Genomic DNA, 15,724 nt, shown 5'->3' on the forward strand with positions numbered 1-15,724 from the left:
AAGAATCGACGTTCGGTAGCGGTCATTTGACGCTCCGTCCCGCACACCTATGACCCAATTCGGGCATACGGTACGGGAGTTGCGGATGGGGTTCAGCCCCGCGAAAGCCGCTTCAGAAGCACCGCGGACGCCACCGGGCGCGCCCCCGCCTTGGCGATCCCGTCGGCCACCTCGCGGTCGGTCGACACGACGATGACGGGCCGCCCCGGCGGTTCGGCGCGCACCAGCTGCCGGATCAGCTCGTCCGCCGTCACCCCGGCCTTGGAGAAGAGCACCCTGACCCCGCGCGGCGGCGCGAGCAGCACCGGCGCGGCCAGCTCGGCGCCGTCGAAGACGCAGGTCACCTCGGCCCCGCTCTGCAGCGCGAGCTGGGAGAGGGAGCCGAGCAGGCGCAGTCGCTGCTTCTCCAGGGGCATCGTGGGATAGCCGGTCTTGGTGACGTTGTAGCCGTCGACGACCAGATGCGCCTGCGGCAGGGCGAGCAACTGGTCGAGAATGGCCGGATCGTTCTCCGACAGCGCGCGGGCGGCGATGTCCTTCGGCGTCATCCGGCCGGGCTCGACGGCGTCGACGGTCTCGGCGGGCCGCACCGACACCGGTGGCAGGGCCAGTTCGCGGCGCAGCCCCTGGGCCGCCTCGAGGACCGTGTCGAGCAGCAGCCGCACCCGCATGTCCTCCACGCTGCGGCCCTCGCGCGCGGCCCTGCGGGTGGCCTCCAGGGCCGCCTCGGCCTCACCGAGGCGGGCCTTGAGGCGCCGCGCCTCGCTCTCGGCGGCGGACAGCTGGGCCTGGCCCTCGGCGCGCGCGGCGTCGGCCTCGGCGGCCGCCTTGCGCAGCGCCGCCTCGCCGCGCTTGATGTCGCTGAGCGCGCCGCGCAGTTTGCGGTGGGTGGCGTCGGCCTCGCGCTTGGCCGCGTCCAGCTCGGCGCGCAGGCGCTCGGTCTCGGCCTTGGTGTGGGTGCGGGCGGCGGCCAGCTCGGCGCGAAGGCGCTCCAGTTCGGCCCGGGTCTCCTCGTCGGCCCGTTCGGCGTCCGCGCGCTGGGCCTCCTCGCCCGCGGCGGTGACGAGCTTCACCCAGCCGAGCGGGCGCAGCACATAGGCGGCGGCCGCGACGTCCAGCGGGTCGGCGGCGGGCGGCGGCGTGCCGCTGTCCAGGGCCTCGGCCAGCTCGGGCTGGGCCTCGCGCAGGCGTTCGCCGATGCGCTGGCGGAACAGCGGGTCGCTCTCCAGGGCGGCGGCCATGGCGTTGGCCGCGAACTTCACCCGCCTGCTCGGGGTGAAGCGCGCGTACTGACGCAGCTGAGGTGGCAGTTCGGCGACCGTGAGGCCGCCGAAGCCGTCCGACACGATCTGTACGACCGCCCGCCGCACGCCGTCGGGCAGCGGACGGTCGAGCACCTCAGCGGCGCCGTCCTCCGGCGTTCCGCCCGCGCTCTCCACCATCGGTCACCCCACTAGCTGTGCGGGGCCCGCTCCCGTTTCAGGAGCCGGCCCCGGGCCTGTCCACGAGTTCCACCTGGTCCACCGCGTTGCACCATCGGCAGCGGACCGACTCGATGGTCTCACTGACCACCTCGCGTTCTTCGACCTTCGGCGCTCCGGCCAGGTCGAGGTGCACGTATTCGACGACCTTCGAGGAGCGGGTCACGTCGAAGCGCGTGAGGTTGCCGCAGAGGGCGCAGCGCCATCGGGTGGTTTCGGTCGGCAGGGGAACCGTCATCGTGACGTTCGCTTTCCTTCGGGAACCGTGGTGCGTATTGCCCGTAACCCTAAGGCCTGCGTAAGGGGCTCCGTACGCACATGGGTGGGCGAGGCGATATGACCTGATCGCTGCCGTTACGTCATGCTCTGTTGATGATCACTGCGTGGGTCCCGGCCGTCGGCCGGATGGTCGGGCGACAGACGGCTCCGGTGACGTACGCGCTGATCGTCGCGTGCTGTCTGATCTTCCTGATCTCCCCGGGCTCCGGTCTCAACCCCGCCTACGGCACCGGCGACGAGCTGATCGCCGCGCAGCGGGCCTACTTCGAGCGCTGGGGGGTGGTACCCGTCGAACTCCTCAGCGGGAAACCACGGGCCGCGCTCACCGCCGTGACGGCGCTGTTCGTGCACGGCGGCTGGCTGCATCTGCTCGGCAACATGCTCTTCCTGTACGTGTTCGGGGTGATGGTCGAGGAACGCATGGGCCACCTCCAGTACGCGCTCTTCTACCTCGGCTGCGGGTCCCTCGCCCTGCTCGCCTACGCGATCGCGCACGCGGACTCCGGCCAGACCCTGGTGGGCGCCTCGGGGGCGATCTCCGCCGCGCTCGGCGCCTTTCTCTATCTCTTCCCGAAGGCGCGGGTCACCAGCCTCTTCCCGTTCCTGTTCTTCCTGCCGCTGCGGTTTCCCGCATGGGTGGTGCTGCCGTTCTGGGTGGCGCTGCAGTGGGCGGCCGCGGGGCAGGAGCGGCAGGGGCCGGGGGTGGCGTATCTGGCGCACCTGGTGGGCTTTTCCTTGGGGTTTGTCTACGCCTGGGGGCGGGGTCGGGGGGCAAGTAGAGTGAAAGCCTCTGGAACGGCCACCGAGGGAGACAGTCAGCCGTGATCACCGCGATCGTGCTCATCAAGACCAGCGTGGACCGGATCCCCGAGATCGCCGAGTCGATCGCCGCCCTCGACTGCGTCAGCGAGGTCTTCTCCGTCACCGGCACCTACGACCTGATCGCGATGGTCCGCGTGTCCCGCCACGACGACCTGGCGGACGTCATCCCCGGCCGGATCAGCAAGATCCCCGGCGTGGAGGGCACGGACACGCACGTGGCGTTCCGTACGTACTCGCAGCACGACCTGGAAGCGGCGTTCGCGATCGGCCTGGACTCCTAGCCCCTCCCCCGGTCCGGCGGCGGGGCACGTGTGCCGGGCCGCTCCCGGATGAGGGATTCTTCATCTGCGGCTCATGCTGACGACCCGGTACGCCACGCACCATCGCCGCCATGGTCTTCTCCCATCGCATCGCGGCCCTGGCGGCCGTCGTGGCGATTCCGCTGGGCATCGCCGTGACGAGCTACGCCCTCACCGACAGCCCCACCTCGCCCAAGGTGCCCCCCAAGGTCGAACTGGACAGCGGCTCCCCGTCCACCGCGCCGACGAAGCCGCAGCCGACCCCCAGCGACCAGGTGGTCTCGCCGCCCCCGGTCGGCGAGAACTCCACGGACGGCGGGGGCAACCAGGACGATCAGGGCGACGATGACGACGAAGGCAGCACCGGATCCCACACCCCCGGATCGACCGGCAAGCCCGGCTCCTCCGGGGACGACGACGCGGACGACGGACCCGGCGACGACTGACCCGGCGACCGGCCCGACGCCCGGCCCGGCGGCGACCGACCCGGCCACGACGGCCGAGCCGCCCGGCCCCGCGCAACGCCGCATCTCCGCGCGCGTCCGCATCCTGCTCTGGCTGCTCCTGGTGATGGCGGTCGCGCTCGCCGCGGTGGCCGCGACCACCCGCTCGATCCTGCTGCGCGACGTCGACCACCGCGTCGACCGGCTGCTCACCCAGGAGACCGGCGAGTTCACCAACTTCGTGAACCGGGGCATCGATCCGGACACCGGCAAGGGCTTCACCGACCCGCGCAAGCTGCTCAAGGTCTTCCTGGAGCGGCAGTACGCGGACCCCGACGAGGAACTGATCGGCCTCGTGCGCCGGGAGGGCGCGGGCCCGGCCCAGCTCAGCCAGCCCCGGGAGCTCTCGGTGCGCGACCCGCTGCACCGCGACCCCGCGGCCCGGCGTGCGATCTTCGCGGCGGACGGCTCCACGGGCACCCTGGACCGCGACTCCGGCGAGCTGCGCTGGGCCAAGGTCGAGGTGGCCCGCTACGGCGACGAGCCGGAGGCGGCGTTCGTCGTCGCCTTCCACCCGGCCGCCGAACAGGCCAAGGCGGACGACGTGTTCCGCATCCTGCTCGCCATCTCCGGCGTCGCCCTCGTCCTGACGACGGGCATCGCGTGGGCCGTCGCCGGGCGCATCCTCAAACCCGTACGCCTGGTGCGCACCGCCGCCGCCCAGCTCACCGAGCAGGACCTGACCCGGCGCATCCCCGTGCACGGCAAGGACGACATCGCCGCGCTCGCCGACACCTTCAACGGCATGCTGGACCGCCTGGAGCGCGCGTTCGCCGCGCAGCGCGAGTTCGTCGACGACGCCGGGCACGAGCTGCGCACCCCCATCACCATCGTCCGCGGCCACCTGGAGCTGATGGGGGACGACCCGGCGGAGCGCGAGGAGACGGTCCGCCTGGTCACCGACGAGCTGGACCGGATGAGCCGGATCGTCGAGGACCTGCTGCTCCTCGCCAAGGCCGAGCGCCCGGACTTCATCCGGCCGGAGCCGGTGCAGCTCGCCGAGCTGACCGCCGACGTCTTCGTGAAGGCCCGCGCCCTCGGCGAGCGCGGCTGGGAACTGGCCGAGGTCGCCGACCGCGAGGCCCGGCTCGACCCGCAGCGCATCACCCAGGCGATGGTCCAGCTCGCCCAGAACGCCGTGCAGCACACGGTGCCCGGCGGGCGGATCCGCGTCGGCTCGCGCCTGGTGTCCGGGCGGATCGAGCTGTACGTCGCCGACAGCGGTCCGGGCGTCCAGGCACAGGACGCCGAGGTCATCTTCGAACGCTTCCGGCGCGGCACGTCCCGGCGCGGGGCCAGGACCAGCGGCGCGGGGCTCGGGCTCTCGATCGTCCGCGCGATCGCCCGCGGCCACCGCGGCGAGGTCCGGCTGCGCCCCACCGACGGCGGCGGCGCCACCTTCGTACTCGTACTGGAGGACCAGACATGAGCCGCGCCGCGCGAACCGGAGGCCGTACATGAGCCGGGTGCTGATCGTGGAGGACGAGGAGCGCATCGCCTCCTTCGTCGACAAGGGGCTGCGGGCCAACGGCTTCACGACGACGATCGTGGGCGACGGCGACGCGGCCTACGACTACGCCCTCACCGGCGGCTTCGACCTGATCCTCCTGGATATCGGCCTGCCGGGCCGGGACGGCTTCACCGTGCTCCGGGAGCTGCGCGAGGCGCGGGTGTCGGTTCCGGTGATCGTCCTGACGGCGCGCGACTCCGTGCGCGACACGGTCGCCGGGCTCGAAGGCGGCGCGGACGACTGGATGACGAAGCCGTTCCGGTTCGAGGAGCTGCTCGCGCGGGTGCGCCTGCGGCTGCGCACGGCGGCCCGGGCGCCCGAGGTGACCGTGTTGCGCAGCGGCGAGGTGACACTGGACCTGCGCACGCGCAGGGCCCGTTCGGGCGAGCGCACGGTGGACCTGACGGCGCGTGAGTTCGTGCTCCTGGAGCTGTTCCTGCGCCATCCGGGGCAGGTGCTCTCCCGGGAGCAGATCCTGTCCCACGTGTGGGGCTACGACTTCGACCCGGGGTCGAACATCGTGGACGTGTACGTACGGGCGCTGCGCAAGAAGCTCGGGGCGGAGCGGGTGGAGACGGTGCGGGGCATGGGGTACCGGCTGCCCGGGTGACCGCCGGGGACCTGGTGCGGGCCGCCGGTGAAGTTCCTTTCATCTTCGGCTCATTGGAGGCTCACGGCGCGCCGAGACGCTGAGTGCCGTGACCTTGACCCTGCGGCAAACGATCCTGCTCTGCCTGGCCCTGAGCCTGTGCGCGCTCCTCGTCGTCCCCGGCAACTTCCCCGGCCTGAGCGGTGACGCCCGCCTCACCCTCGCCGTCTTCGCGCTGGCCACCTGCGCCTGGATCGGCACGCCGATCGACGACACGTACATCGCGCTCGGCGCGGGCCTCGCCCTCACCGCCACCGGCGTGATCAGCAGCGACACCCTCTTCGGGACCCTCGGCGACGAGACGGTGTGGCTCCTCATCTGCGCGTTCGTGCTCGCCGCCGCCGTGGCGCGCAGCGGGCTCGCGGGGCGGGCGGCGGCGTTCCTCGTCAGCGGGGCGCGCAGCGTGCGCCAGCTGACGCATCTGACGACCGCCGCCCTGGTCGTCACGGCCTTCGCGGTCCCGGCCACCTCCGGGCGTGCCGCGCTCGCGCTGCCGGTGTTCCTCGCGCTCGCCAAGGTCCTGGCCGACCGCAAACGGCTCGTCGTGATGCTGGCGCTGCTGTTCCCGACCGTGATCCTGCTGTCCGCCGTCGCGACCCTGATCGGCGCGGGCGCGCATCTGATCACCGTGTCGGTCCTGTGGGAGGCCACCGGCGAACGCATCGGCTTCACCCAGTGGTTGCTGCTCGGCCTGCCCCTCGCCATAGCGTCCTCGCACCTGGCGGCCGAGGCCGTGCTGTGGACGACGACCCGCCGCGACGACCGCACGGGCCCCGTCCACATCACCGCCGAGCAGATCCAGGAGCACAGCGAACACCCCGTCACCGGCCCCTGGGAGCCCGCCGAGACGCGCTGCGCCCTGCTCCTGGCCACCGTCGTCGCCCTGTGGTGCAGCGAGCCCCTGCACCAAGTGCCGCCCGCCGTGGTCGCGTTGATCGGCGCAGTCGTCGCGTCCTCGCCCGCGCTCGGCACCGTACGCCTGAAGGACGCCCTGAAGACCGTGCCGTGGGCGCTGCTCCTCTTCATGGCGGCGACGATGGCGATGGGCGTGGCGCTCGCCGACTCGGGCGCGGCGAAGTGGCTGGTGTCGGGGCTTCCCGTGGACCTGCCGCCCGGTCTGTTCCTGGCCGCCGTCATCGCCGTCAGCACGGCGGCCCACCTGGTGCTCCAGTCCCGCTCGGCCCGCTCGTCCGTCCTGGTGCCGCTGGTGGTCGCGGCCGCCGTGGGCGCGGGCGTGAACCCGGTCGCGGCCGCGCTCGCGTCCACGGCGGCCGCCGGCTTCTGCCACACGCTGCCCGCCTCCGCGAAGCCGGTGACGCTCTTCGCCGAGATACCCGGCACGCCCACCTACACCCCGCGCGACCTGCTGCGCCTGTCCGCCGTCCTGGCACCCCTGACGGCCGCGCTCGTCCTGCTGTTCGCCCTCGCGGTGTGGCCGCTGCTCGGCGTGCCCGTCGTGCGCTGAGCCCCGGCCCGGCCGCCCGGGCTTCGCGGGCCGCTCGGAGCCCGCCCCCCCACCCTCCGTCGTTCGTTCACCAGTCAAGGAGTACGTCCATGCCCCTCACCCGTTTCGCCGTCGCGCCCAGCGGCTTCAAGGAGTCCCTGTCCGCCCAGTCCGTCGCGGAGGCCATCGCCGCCGGGGTGCGGCGCGTCGTGCCGGACGCAGAGGTCGACCTCATCCCGCTGGTCGACGGCGGCGAGGGCACCGCGCAGGCGCTTGCGGCGGCGACCGGGGGCCGTCTGGTGGCGCTGCCCGCGACGGGCCCCGTGGGCGAGCGCATCGGCACCCACTTCGCCCTCCTCGGCTCCGGCACCGCCGTGGTCGAGATGGCAGCGGCGGCGGGCCTCGGCCTGGTCCCGCGGGATCTGCGCGACCCGGGCGCCACCACCACGTACGGCGTCGGCGAGCTGATCCGCGCCGCCCTCGACACCGGCGCCCGGCGCATCCTGGTGGGCTGCGGCGACTCGGGCACGTCGGACGGGGGCGCGGGCGCGCTGCAGGCCCTCGGCGCCCGGCTCCTGGACGAGGACGGCTGGGAGCTGCCGTACGGCGGGCGGGAGTTGATGCGGCTGCACCACATCGACACCAGCGGCATCGACCCGCGCCTCGCGGACACCGAGCTGCTCGTCGCCTGCAACCCGCACAACGTCCTGTGCGGCGAGCACGGCGTGGCCCGCGTCTTCGGCCCGCAGAAGGGCGCGACCCCCGCCCAGGTAGAGCAGCTCGCGGCGGGCCTTGAGCACTGGGCGTACGTCCTGACCCGCGACCTGAACGTCACGACCGACCTCTACCGAGGCGTCGGGACCGGCGCGTCCGGAGGCCTCGGCGCGGGCCTCGCCGCGCTCGGCGCCCGGCTGCTGCCCCGCTTCGACGTGCTCCTCGACCATCTGGACCTGGACGCCCGCCTGGCCCGCGCCGACCTGGTCGTCACCGCCGAGGGCGCCCTGGACCACCAGACGCCGCGCGGCAAGGTCCCGGCCGAGGTGGCCCGGCGCGCCAAGCGGTTCGGGCGGCCGGTCCTGGTGCTCGCGGGCACCATCGGGGACGGGGCGCACGCGGTCCGGGAGCTGGGTGTGGACGCCTACAGCGCGATCCTGCCCGCCCCGGTGTCGCTCCCGGAGGCGCTGAGCCGGGGCGGCGAGTTCCTGACGGACGCGACGGAGCGCGCCCTGCGCATGATCGTCCTGGGGTCCCGGCTGCGGCGTCAGGCCGCCGTGGCCTCAGCGGCGGCCTCGGTGCCGGTGTCCGGCACGCAACGCCCGTCCTCCGTGCGGTAGTTCCAGCGCGCCCCGTCGGTCACCAGCTCGCGGACGGCGCGCACGAAGCGCTCCACGTGCTCGTCGGGGGTGCCCGCGCCGAAGCTCACCCGGATCGCGTTCAGGGACCGCTCGCCGGGCGCGGCCTCCGGGGCGCCGCACTCGCCGGGCTCGTCGGGGGCGCCGCCGAGGAGGGTGCGCACGAGCGGGTGGGCGCAGAAGAGGCCGTCGCGCACCCCGATGCCGTACTCGGCGGACAGGGCGGCCGCGAAGTGCGAGCTGTTCCAGCCGTCCACGACGAACGAGATGACGCCCACGCGCGGCGCGTCGTCCCCGAACAGGGAGAGCACCCGCACCTGCGGCACCGCCGCGAGCCCCGCGGTGACCGTCGCGATCAGGTGCCGCTCCCGCTCCACGAGCGCGTCGAACCCGGCCTCGTCCAGGGCCTTGCAGGCGGAGGCGATGGAGTAGGCGCCGATCACGTTGGGCGAACCGGCCTCGTGCCGGGCCGCCGTGTCGTGCCACTCGACGTCCACTCCCCCGTCGGCGCGCCGCGCGACCTTCCGGGAGGCGCCGCCACCGGCGAGGTACGGCTCGGCGCCCTGCAGCCAGTCGGCCCGCCCGGCGAGCACACCGGAGCCGAAGGGCGCGTACAGCTTGTGCCCGGAGAAGGCGACCCAGTCGACGTCCAACTCCGCGATGTCCACGCGGTGGTGGGGCGCCAGCTGGGCGGCGTCGAGGACGATGCGGGCGCCGTGCGCGTGCGCGGCGGCGGCCAGCTCGCGCACGGGCCACAGCTCACCGGTGACGTTCGAGGCGCCGGTGACGCACACCAGGGCGGGGCCGTAGGGGTCGCGGTCGGCGAGGGCGCGCTCCAGGGTGTGGACGGCCTCGTCGTGGGTGCGCGGGGCGTCGAGGTAGGTGACGCGGGCGTCGCGCCAGGGCAGCAGCGAGGCGTGGTGCTCGGTCTCGAACACGAAGACCTGGCAGTCGGCGGGCAGGGCGGCGGCGAGCAGGTTCAGCGAGTCGGTGGTCGACCGCGTGAACACCACCTGGTCGGCATCGCGGCAGCCCAGGAACTCGGCGACGGTCTTCCGCGCGTTCTCGAACAGGTCGGTCGACAGCTGCGACAGGTACCCGGCGCCGCGGTGCACGCTTCCGTAGTACGGCGCGTACGCGGCCACGTCGTCCCAGACCCGCTGCAGGGCCGGGGCGCTGGCGGCGTAGTCGAGCGCGGCGTAGGTCACCTCGCCGCCGGTGACGAGGGGGACGGTGACGTCGCGGCCGAGGACCGGCAGCGGGGCACAGACGGCGGGGTCGGCGGCGACAGTGGTGGCAGACATGGCGAACTCCCGTGAGAGGTGAGCGAATTCGCTGCGCGACGCGCGTACGACGTACGGCGGCGACCGGCTCAGCGATGAAGGAGAAGAGGTGCGAAAAGGTGCGCGGAAGAGGGGCGTCGACGCCCTATCGCATTCGCTTGCTCACGAGACTGCTCCCTTGAGGACCAGGACCCCAGGGTTCAGAAGGGGTCCGCGCTTGCGGCGAACCTTGCTGTCCACCGCCTGGTCTTCACCCGGGGCACCCCGCCACGGACGGAGGGTTGCCGGACAGCGGGCCGGGGCCGTAGTCGCTGTCACTCATGACCTGCCCAGCATCTTGCCACACGATCTTGAACCCGCAACACAGCAGTCCAGAATCCGGACTGCGACGTACACCACACGCCCCGTAAGGGGCGCGGGGAACTGCGCGACCAGCGCACGAAAAGCCGCAGACGCGTCTGCGGAGTACCTGGCAGATGCGTCTGCGGCTTCGCTGTGGCTGGTCGCGCAGTTCCCCGCGCCCCGTACGGGGCGCACCACCCCGCCCCGCTGACGGGGCTAGCTGTTACTCGCCGCCACCCAGCGCGCCAGCGCACCCTTCGCTGCCCCGGAGTCGATGGCGTCGGCCGCCTTGGCCATCCCCGTCCTGATCCGCCCCGCCAGGGACCCTTCGCCCGGCTCCAGGGCGACCAGCGCCGCCGCGGCGTTGAGCAGCACCGCGTCCCGCACGGGCCCCGTCTCACCGTCCAGGAGCCGCCGCGCGACCTCCGCGTTGTAGGAGGCGTCGGCGCCCCGCAGCGCCTCGACCGGCACCAGGTCGATGCCGACGTCCCGGGGGTCGAAGGCCTCCTCGTGGACGCCCCCGTCCCGTACCACCCACACCCGCGACGTGGCCGTCGTCGTCAGCTCGTCGAGCCCGTCGTCACCGCGGAAGACGAGCGCCGACGAGCCGCGCTCGGCGAGGACGCCGGCGAGGATCGGCGCCATCCGCGCGTCGGCGACACCGGTGGCCTGGGCCCGCACCCTGGCCGGGTTGGTGAGCGGGCCGAGGAAGTTGAAGGTGGTCCGGATGCCCAGCTCGCGCCGCGCGGGCGCCACGTGCCGGAGCGCGGGGTGGAACTTCACCGCGAAGCAGAAGGTGATCCCGGCCTCCTCGGCGACCTCCCGCACCCGTCTGGGGGTGAGCTCCAGGTTCACGCCGAGCTTCTCCAGGACGTCGGAGGCGCCGCTCGCGGAGGACGCCGCGCGGTTGCCGTGCTTGACGACCTTCGCGCCGGTCCCGGCGACGACGATCGCCGACATGGTGGAGATGTTCACGGTCTTGGCGCCGTCGCCGCCGGTGCCGACGATGTCGACGCTCGGCCCGGGCACGTCGATGGTGTGGGCGTGCTCGTACATCGTCCGGACCAGGCCGGAGATCTCCTCGACGGTCTCGCCCTTGGCGCGCAGCGCCACCGCGAAGCCCGCGATCTGCGCGTCCGTGGCCTCACCGCTCATGATGCGGTCCATGGCCCAGGCCGTGTCGTCCGCGCTCTGGTCGCGCCCGTCGAGCAGCCCGTTCAGTACGTCGGGCCAGGAACGGGCCGCCGCGGTGTCGCCTCCTGCGGGGGTCACAGCGCTCATGGCCGCTCCTGGGTTCGTAGACGAAGACTTCCCAAGCTTCTTGGGGTGGGTCCACCCTATCCAGCCCCCAGGACGGCAAAGAGCCCCGTCCATGCACTGGACGGGGCTCCTGCCGTGGCGACCTTCGGGTCAGCGCCTGGTGGCGCTCAGGTGATCAGTGGTGGCCGTGGCCGCTCGTGATCTCCTTGTACTCCTCCGCGGTGGGCTTCGGGATCTGGCTGTCCTCGCCGTAGAAGCCCTTGGAGAGCTTCGCCCGCAGCTTCTGCGGACCCTTGACCTTGCGCTCCACGCCGTTCTCGTCGACCGTCGGGCCGATCTCGAGCGGCTGGTACTGCTCGTGCGCGGTCAGGGTGTGCAGCTGCTCCTTGTTGAGCGGCTCGTGCACCTCGATGAACTCACCGTGCGGCAGGCGCTTGATGATGCCGGACTCGCGTCCGTGCAGCACCTTGTCCTTGTCGCGCCGCTGCAGGCCCAGGCAGATCCGCTTGGTGACGATGAACGCGATGACCGGTCCGGCGAAGAAGAAGATCCGGACGAACCAGGTGATCGAGTTGATCGACAGGTGGAAGTGGGTGGCCCACAGGTCGTTTCCACCACCGACGAGCAGGACGAAGTACCACGTCATCCAGGCCACACCGAAGGCGGTGCGGGTCGGGGCGTTGCGCGGGCGGTCCAGGATGTGGTGCTCGCGCTTGTCCCCGGTGACCCAGGCCTCGATGAACGGGTAGACCGCGATGGCCACGAGGACCAGCGGGAAGATGATCAACGGAATGAACACACCCAGGACGAGCGTGTGTCCCCAGAGGTTGATCTCCCAGCCCGGCATGACACGGATCAGGCCTTCGGAGAAGCCCATGTACCAGTCCGGCTGGGCACCCGTGGACACCTGGTCCGGACGGTAGGGCCCGAGAGCCCAGATCGGGTTGATCGTGGCGATCGCCGAGACGGCCGCGATGACACCGAAGACCAGGAAGAAGAAGCCTCCGGCCTTGGCCATGTAGACCGGGAGCAGCGGCATGCCGACGACGTTCTTGTTGGTCTTGCCGGGGCCCGCGAACTGCGTGTGCTTGTGGTAGAAGACCAGGATCAGGTGCGCCACCACGAGGCCGAGCATGATGCCCGGCAGCAGCAGGATGTGGACCGAGTAGAACCGCGCCACGAAGTCGCCGCCGGGGAACTCCCCGCCGAACAGGAACATCGAGAGGTACGTTCCGACGATCGGCACCGACAGGACGGCACCCTGCATGAAGCGGACACCGGTGCCCGACAACAAGTCGTCCGGGAGCGAGTAACCGGTGAAGCCGGTGAACATGCCGAGGACGAACAGCAGGAAGCCGAACAGCCAGTTGACCTCGCGCGGCTTGCGGAAGGCGCCCGTGAAGAAGACGCGCATCATGTGCACGAACATCGCCGCGAGGAAGATCAGCGCCGCCCAGTGGTGGATCTGCCGGATCAGCAGACCACCGCGCACATCGAAGGAGATGTGCATGGTCGAGTTGAACGCCTCGGACATCAGCTGGCCCTGCAGGGGCACGTAGCTGCCGTGGTACTCCACCTCGTTCATCGACGGGTGGAAGAACAGCGTCAGATACACACCCGTGAGGATGATGATGATGAAGCTGTAGAGGCAGATCTCACCGAGCATGAAGGACCAGTGGTCCGGGAAGATCTTGCGCATGTTGGCCTTGGCCAGGGAGTAGATCCCGAGTCGGCCGTCGGCCCAGTCGGCGACCCGCTCACCGGCGGGCGCCTTCTTGCGTGAGTCGGCGGCCGGGGCCTCGGTCGCCGTGGTGTTCTCGGTGCTCATCCGCGCTCCCAGAAGGCAGGACCGACGGGCTCTTCGAAGTCGCCGTGCGCCTCGAGGTAGCCCTCCTCGTTCACGCCGATCTTCAACTGCGGAAGGGCGTGACCGGCGGGGCCGAAGATGACTCGGGCGCCGTCGGAGAGGTCGAAGGTGGACTGGTGGCACGGGCAGAGCGCGTGATGCGTCTGCTGCTCGTACAGGGAGATCGGGCAGCCCACGTGGGTGCAGATCTTGGAGTACGCGACGACACCCTCGTGCGACCACGCCAGCTCGCGCTTGTCCTTGATGTTGTCCGGCTGGATCCGGACGATCATCAGGGCCGCCTTGGCGATCTGGGTCTGGAAGTCGTGGTCGTGCTCCTCCAGGCCCTCGGGCTTGGCGAAGGTGAGCGAACCGACCGGGATGTCCGCGGGGCGCAGCGGCTCGTTCGTGTTCATGTTCACGAGCAGCTTGCCCTTGGACCACAGGGTGTGCCGCAGCTTGTCCTCCGGCAGCGGACCGAGGTCACGCAGCAGGACGACACCCGAGAGCGGTACGAGGGTGAGCGCGCCGAACATCGTGTTGCGGATCAGCTTGCGCCGACCGAGCTGCGACTCCTTGGCGCCCGCCGCGAAGTCCGCCATGACCTTGGCCTTGACCTCGGGCTCGGCCTCGATGGGGTGCCGGTCGTCGGCGACCTCCACGTCGGACATCAGGGTGCGGGCCCAGTGGACCGCGCCCGCGCCGATGCAGAAGAGCGCCACACCGAGGGTCATGCCCAGGGAGAAGTTGAGCGCGCTGATGTGGCCGATGGGCCAGATGTAGACGCTCTTGTCGACCGGGAAGGCCACGTACGAGGCGATGAAGCCGACGGTGGCCAGCATCGAGATGGTGAACAGGAGCGCGACCGTGCGCTCGGAGCGCCGGGCGGCCTGCTCGTCGATGTCCTGGACGCGGTGCTCGTGGGGCGGCAGCCCCGGGTCCGCGAACGGGTCGGCCTCGTCGGCCACGGCTACCGCGCCGTGGGCGGCGGATTCCTGCTCGCTGGGCAGGTTCTCTTCTGGATTCTCTTGGCTACTCATGACTTCTTGGCCTTTGCGGTCCGGGCGGCGACCCACACGGCGACCGCGATCAGCGCGCCGAGGCCGAAGATCCAGGCGAACAGGCCCTCGCTGACCGGTCCGAGACCGCCCAGCTTGAGACCGCCGGGGCTCTCGGTCTTCTCACCGTTGACCGCGTCGAGGTACGCGATGATGTCCTTCTTGGCCTTCTCCGGCATGGTCGTGTCGGGGAAGGACGGCATGTTCTGCGGGCCCGTCTGCATGGCCTCGTAGACGTGCTTGGGGCTGACGCCCTCCAGGCTCGGAGCGAACTTGCCGTGTGTCAGCGCGCCGCCTTCACCGGTGAAGTTGTGGCACTGGGCGCAGTTGGTGCGGAACAGTTCGCCGCCCTTGGCGATGTCGGCGCCCTCGGGGCTGACCTGCTTCTCGGTGGGGATGTTGGGTCCCGCGCCGAGCGAGGCGATGTACGCGGCGAGCTGGTCGATCTGCGCCTGGCTGTAGATGACCTTCTTCTTGGGCGCCTGGGCGCCCTGCTGCTGGAGCGGCATCCGGCCGGTGCCGACCTGGAAGTCGACAGCGGCGGCGCCCACGCCCACCAGGCTCGGGCCGTCGGAACTGCCCTGACCGCCGGTTCCGTGGCAGCTGGAGCAGCCCACGGCATAGAGCTTCTTGCCCTCGTCGATGGCGAGGGACTGAGCGGTTTCGTCGGCCTGCGCCTTGTCCGCCGGCGCGAACGCGGCGTACAGCCCCCCGGTGGCCGCCAGCGCGAGGAGTAGGACGACGACCGCCGCCAGCGGATGGCGTCGTCGTGCGGAGAGCTTTTTCACGGATTACCCCGGTGTCAGGATCTTCTGCGTCGATGCTTCTGGAATGTGTCGGTACGTCGGGTGCGTCCGCGTGGCCGAGGGCCGCCGCGGTCCCCGCTACCGTCTACTTGATCATGTAGATCGTGGCGAAGAGGCCGATCCAGACGACATCGACGAAGTGCCAGTAGTAGGACACGACGATGGCGGCGGTCGCCTGCTCGTGGGTGAACCTCCTGGCCGCGTAGGTGCGGCCGAGGACCAGCAGGAAGGCGATCAGGCCGCCTGTCACATGCAGTCCGTGGAAGCCGGTGGTCAGGTAGAACACCGAGCCGTACGGGTCGGACGAGAGCGAGAGGCCCTCGTGCTTGACCAGCTCCGTGTACTCGAAGACCTGACCGCCGATGAAGATCGCACCCATGATGAAGGTGACGATGAACCACATCCGGAGCTTCTTCACATCACCGCGCTCGGCGGCGAAAACGCCGAGCTGGCAGGTGAGGGAGGAGAGCACCAGGATCGTGGTGTTCGTCGCCGAGAACGGGAAGTTCAGGCTCGACGCCATTTCCTTCCAGTGATCGGGACCCGTAACCGATCGCAGGGTGAAGTACATCGCGAAGAGGGCCGCGAAGAACATCAGCTCGGAACTCAGCCAGATGATGGTTCCGACGCTGGTGAGGTTCGGTCGATTGACCGGCGGGTGCGCGTGCCCGGTATCTACTGTCGTTGCTGTCGCCACGACCGACATTATGTCGGTCGCTTATCCCGCCCTCACCCCGGGGGGTGCCGTTCGGAGTGTCTGTGGGGTGTGTCCTGCCCGGATGGCCCATCG

Annotated in this window: 15 protein-coding genes and 1 riboswitch; of the genes, 7 read left to right on the forward strand and 8 right to left on the reverse strand. The window is 71.2% G+C overall.

Going from position 1 to position 15,724, the window contains the following annotated elements; translation table 11 throughout:
- Positions 1 to 92: 92 nt before the first annotated feature.
- Both ACFVHO_RS11475 and ACFVHO_RS11480 read right to left on the reverse strand, forming a co-directional pair.
- The gene (locus ACFVHO_RS11475) at positions 93 to 1,442 is read right to left on the reverse strand and encodes an NYN domain-containing protein (RefSeq protein ID WP_385712500.1); all 1,350 of its coding nucleotides are present in this window, start codon (positions 1,440 to 1,442) and stop codon (positions 93 to 95) included.
- A 37-nt stretch (positions 1,443 to 1,479) separates the two neighbouring features.
- The gene (locus ACFVHO_RS11480) at positions 1,480 to 1,719 is read right to left on the reverse strand and encodes a hypothetical protein (protein ID WP_030360887.1); all 240 of its coding nucleotides are present in this window, start codon (positions 1,717 to 1,719) and stop codon (positions 1,480 to 1,482) included.
- Between the two features lie 134 nt (positions 1,720 to 1,853).
- On the opposite strand from ACFVHO_RS11480, the gene ACFVHO_RS11485 reads away from it, so the two are divergent.
- From ACFVHO_RS11485 to ACFVHO_RS11515, 7 genes are all read left to right on the forward strand, one after another.
- A complete protein-coding gene (locus ACFVHO_RS11485; RefSeq protein ID WP_385712502.1) occupies positions 1,854 to 2,585 on the forward strand; it encodes a rhomboid family intramembrane serine protease in 732 nt (243 codons plus the stop codon).
- Positions 2,582 to 2,863 carry an Lrp/AsnC family transcriptional regulator gene (locus ACFVHO_RS11490; protein WP_030679502.1) on the forward strand — a complete coding sequence of 94 codons (282 nt, stop codon included), beginning with the start codon at positions 2,582 to 2,584 and terminating at the stop codon, positions 2,861 to 2,863. The genes ACFVHO_RS11485 and ACFVHO_RS11490 overlap by 4 nt, the downstream gene beginning before the upstream one ends.
- A gap of 110 nt (positions 2,864 to 2,973) precedes the next feature.
- Positions 2,974 to 3,327: a small secreted hydrophilic protein gene (locus ACFVHO_RS11495; protein WP_385712504.1), complete on the forward strand. Its 354-nt coding sequence runs from the start codon at positions 2,974 to 2,976 to the stop codon at positions 3,325 to 3,327.
- A gap of 124 nt (positions 3,328 to 3,451) precedes the next feature.
- Entirely contained in the window at positions 3,452 to 4,813 is a 1,362-nt protein-coding gene (locus ACFVHO_RS11500) for a sensor histidine kinase (protein ID WP_385712711.1), read from the forward strand.
- A 28-nt stretch (positions 4,814 to 4,841) separates the two neighbouring features.
- Positions 4,842 to 5,504 (forward strand): response regulator transcription factor, encoded by a 663-nt coding sequence (locus ACFVHO_RS11505; RefSeq protein WP_385712506.1) that lies wholly within the window; start codon positions 4,842 to 4,844, stop codon positions 5,502 to 5,504.
- An 88-nt stretch (positions 5,505 to 5,592) separates the two neighbouring features.
- On the forward strand, positions 5,593 to 7,008 hold the full coding sequence (locus ACFVHO_RS11510) for an SLC13 family permease (RefSeq protein ID WP_385712508.1): 1,416 nt from the start codon (positions 5,593 to 5,595) through the stop codon (positions 7,006 to 7,008).
- Between the two features lie 89 nt (positions 7,009 to 7,097).
- Positions 7,098 to 8,321 (forward strand): glycerate kinase, encoded by a 1,224-nt coding sequence (locus ACFVHO_RS11515; RefSeq protein WP_385712510.1) that lies wholly within the window; start codon positions 7,098 to 7,100, stop codon positions 8,319 to 8,321.
- Here ACFVHO_RS11515 and ACFVHO_RS11520 read toward each other — a convergent pair.
- The 6 genes from ACFVHO_RS11520 to ACFVHO_RS11545 all read right to left on the reverse strand — a co-directional run bounded on the left by ACFVHO_RS11520 (position 8,249) and on the right by ACFVHO_RS11545 (position 15,640).
- On the reverse strand, positions 8,249 to 9,643 hold the full coding sequence (locus ACFVHO_RS11520; protein WP_385712512.1) for an aminotransferase class V-fold PLP-dependent enzyme: 1,395 nt from the start codon (positions 9,641 to 9,643) through the stop codon (positions 8,249 to 8,251). The two genes, ACFVHO_RS11515 and ACFVHO_RS11520, sit on opposite strands and share 73 nt — an antisense overlap.
- A gap of 187 nt (positions 9,644 to 9,830) precedes the next feature.
- Positions 9,831 to 9,948: riboswitch (SAM riboswitch) on the reverse strand.
- Between the two features lie 232 nt (positions 9,949 to 10,180).
- Positions 10,181 to 11,245 (reverse strand): anthranilate phosphoribosyltransferase, encoded by a 1,065-nt coding sequence (gene trpD / locus ACFVHO_RS11525; RefSeq protein ID WP_385712514.1) that lies wholly within the window; start codon positions 11,243 to 11,245, stop codon positions 10,181 to 10,183.
- 154 nt (positions 11,246 to 11,399) lie between these two features.
- Positions 11,400 to 13,052, reverse strand: coding sequence for a cytochrome bc complex cytochrome b subunit (locus ACFVHO_RS11530; protein WP_385712516.1), 1,653 nt, complete (start codon positions 13,050 to 13,052; stop codon positions 11,400 to 11,402).
- Positions 13,049 to 14,110, reverse strand: a complete 1,062-nt coding sequence (locus tag ACFVHO_RS11535) for a Rieske 2Fe-2S domain-containing protein (RefSeq protein ID WP_385712518.1) — start codon at positions 14,108 to 14,110, stop codon at positions 13,049 to 13,051. Before ACFVHO_RS11535 ends, ACFVHO_RS11530 begins: the two co-directional genes overlap by 4 nt.
- Entirely contained in the window at positions 14,107 to 14,916 is an 810-nt protein-coding gene (locus ACFVHO_RS11540; protein WP_385712520.1) for a c-type cytochrome, read from the reverse strand. Before ACFVHO_RS11540 ends, ACFVHO_RS11535 begins: the two co-directional genes overlap by 4 nt.
- Before the next feature lie 103 nt (positions 14,917 to 15,019).
- A complete protein-coding gene (locus ACFVHO_RS11545) occupies positions 15,020 to 15,640 on the reverse strand; it encodes a heme-copper oxidase subunit III (protein WP_030360900.1) in 621 nt (206 codons plus the stop codon).
- Positions 15,641 to 15,724: the final 84 nt, after the last annotated feature.

This window comes from Streptomyces sp. NPDC127108 (assembly GCF_042677545.1).
Taxonomy (GTDB): Bacteria; Actinomycetota; Actinomycetes; order Streptomycetales; family Streptomycetaceae; genus Streptomyces.

Bases quoted from the DNA above. Each gene is read 5' to 3' on its own strand.
- ACFVHO_RS11530 (WP_385712516.1), bottom strand. From the start codon at position 13,052: ATGAGCACCGAGAACACCACGGCGACCGAGGCCCCGGCCGCCGACTCA.
- ACFVHO_RS11545 (WP_030360900.1), bottom strand. From the start codon at position 15,640: ATGTCGGTCGTGGCGACAGCAACGACAGTAGATACCGGGCACGCGCAC.
- ACFVHO_RS11520 (WP_385712512.1), bottom strand. From the start codon at position 9,643: ATGTCTGCCACCACTGTCGCCGCCGACCCCGCCGTCTGTGCCCCGCTG.
- ACFVHO_RS11515 (WP_385712510.1), top strand. From the start codon at position 7,098: ATGCCCCTCACCCGTTTCGCCGTCGCGCCCAGCGGCTTCAAGGAGTCC.
- ACFVHO_RS11505 (WP_385712506.1), top strand. From the start codon at position 4,842: ATGAGCCGGGTGCTGATCGTGGAGGACGAGGAGCGCATCGCCTCCTTC.
- ACFVHO_RS11535 (WP_385712518.1), bottom strand. From the start codon at position 14,110: ATGAGTAGCCAAGAGAATCCAGAAGAGAACCTGCCCAGCGAGCAGGAA.
- trpD (WP_385712514.1), bottom strand. From the start codon at position 11,245: ATGAGCGCTGTGACCCCCGCAGGAGGCGACACCGCGGCGGCCCGTTCC.
- ACFVHO_RS11495 (WP_385712504.1), top strand. From the start codon at position 2,974: ATGGTCTTCTCCCATCGCATCGCGGCCCTGGCGGCCGTCGTGGCGATT.
- ACFVHO_RS11485 (WP_385712502.1), top strand. From the start codon at position 1,854: ATGATCACTGCGTGGGTCCCGGCCGTCGGCCGGATGGTCGGGCGACAG.
- ACFVHO_RS11475 (WP_385712500.1), bottom strand. From the start codon at position 1,442: ATGGTGGAGAGCGCGGGCGGAACGCCGGAGGACGGCGCCGCTGAGGTG.
- ACFVHO_RS11480 (WP_030360887.1), bottom strand. From the start codon at position 1,719: ATGACGGTTCCCCTGCCGACCGAAACCACCCGATGGCGCTGCGCCCTC.
- ACFVHO_RS11500 (WP_385712711.1), top strand. From the start codon at position 3,452: ATGGCGGTCGCGCTCGCCGCGGTGGCCGCGACCACCCGCTCGATCCTG.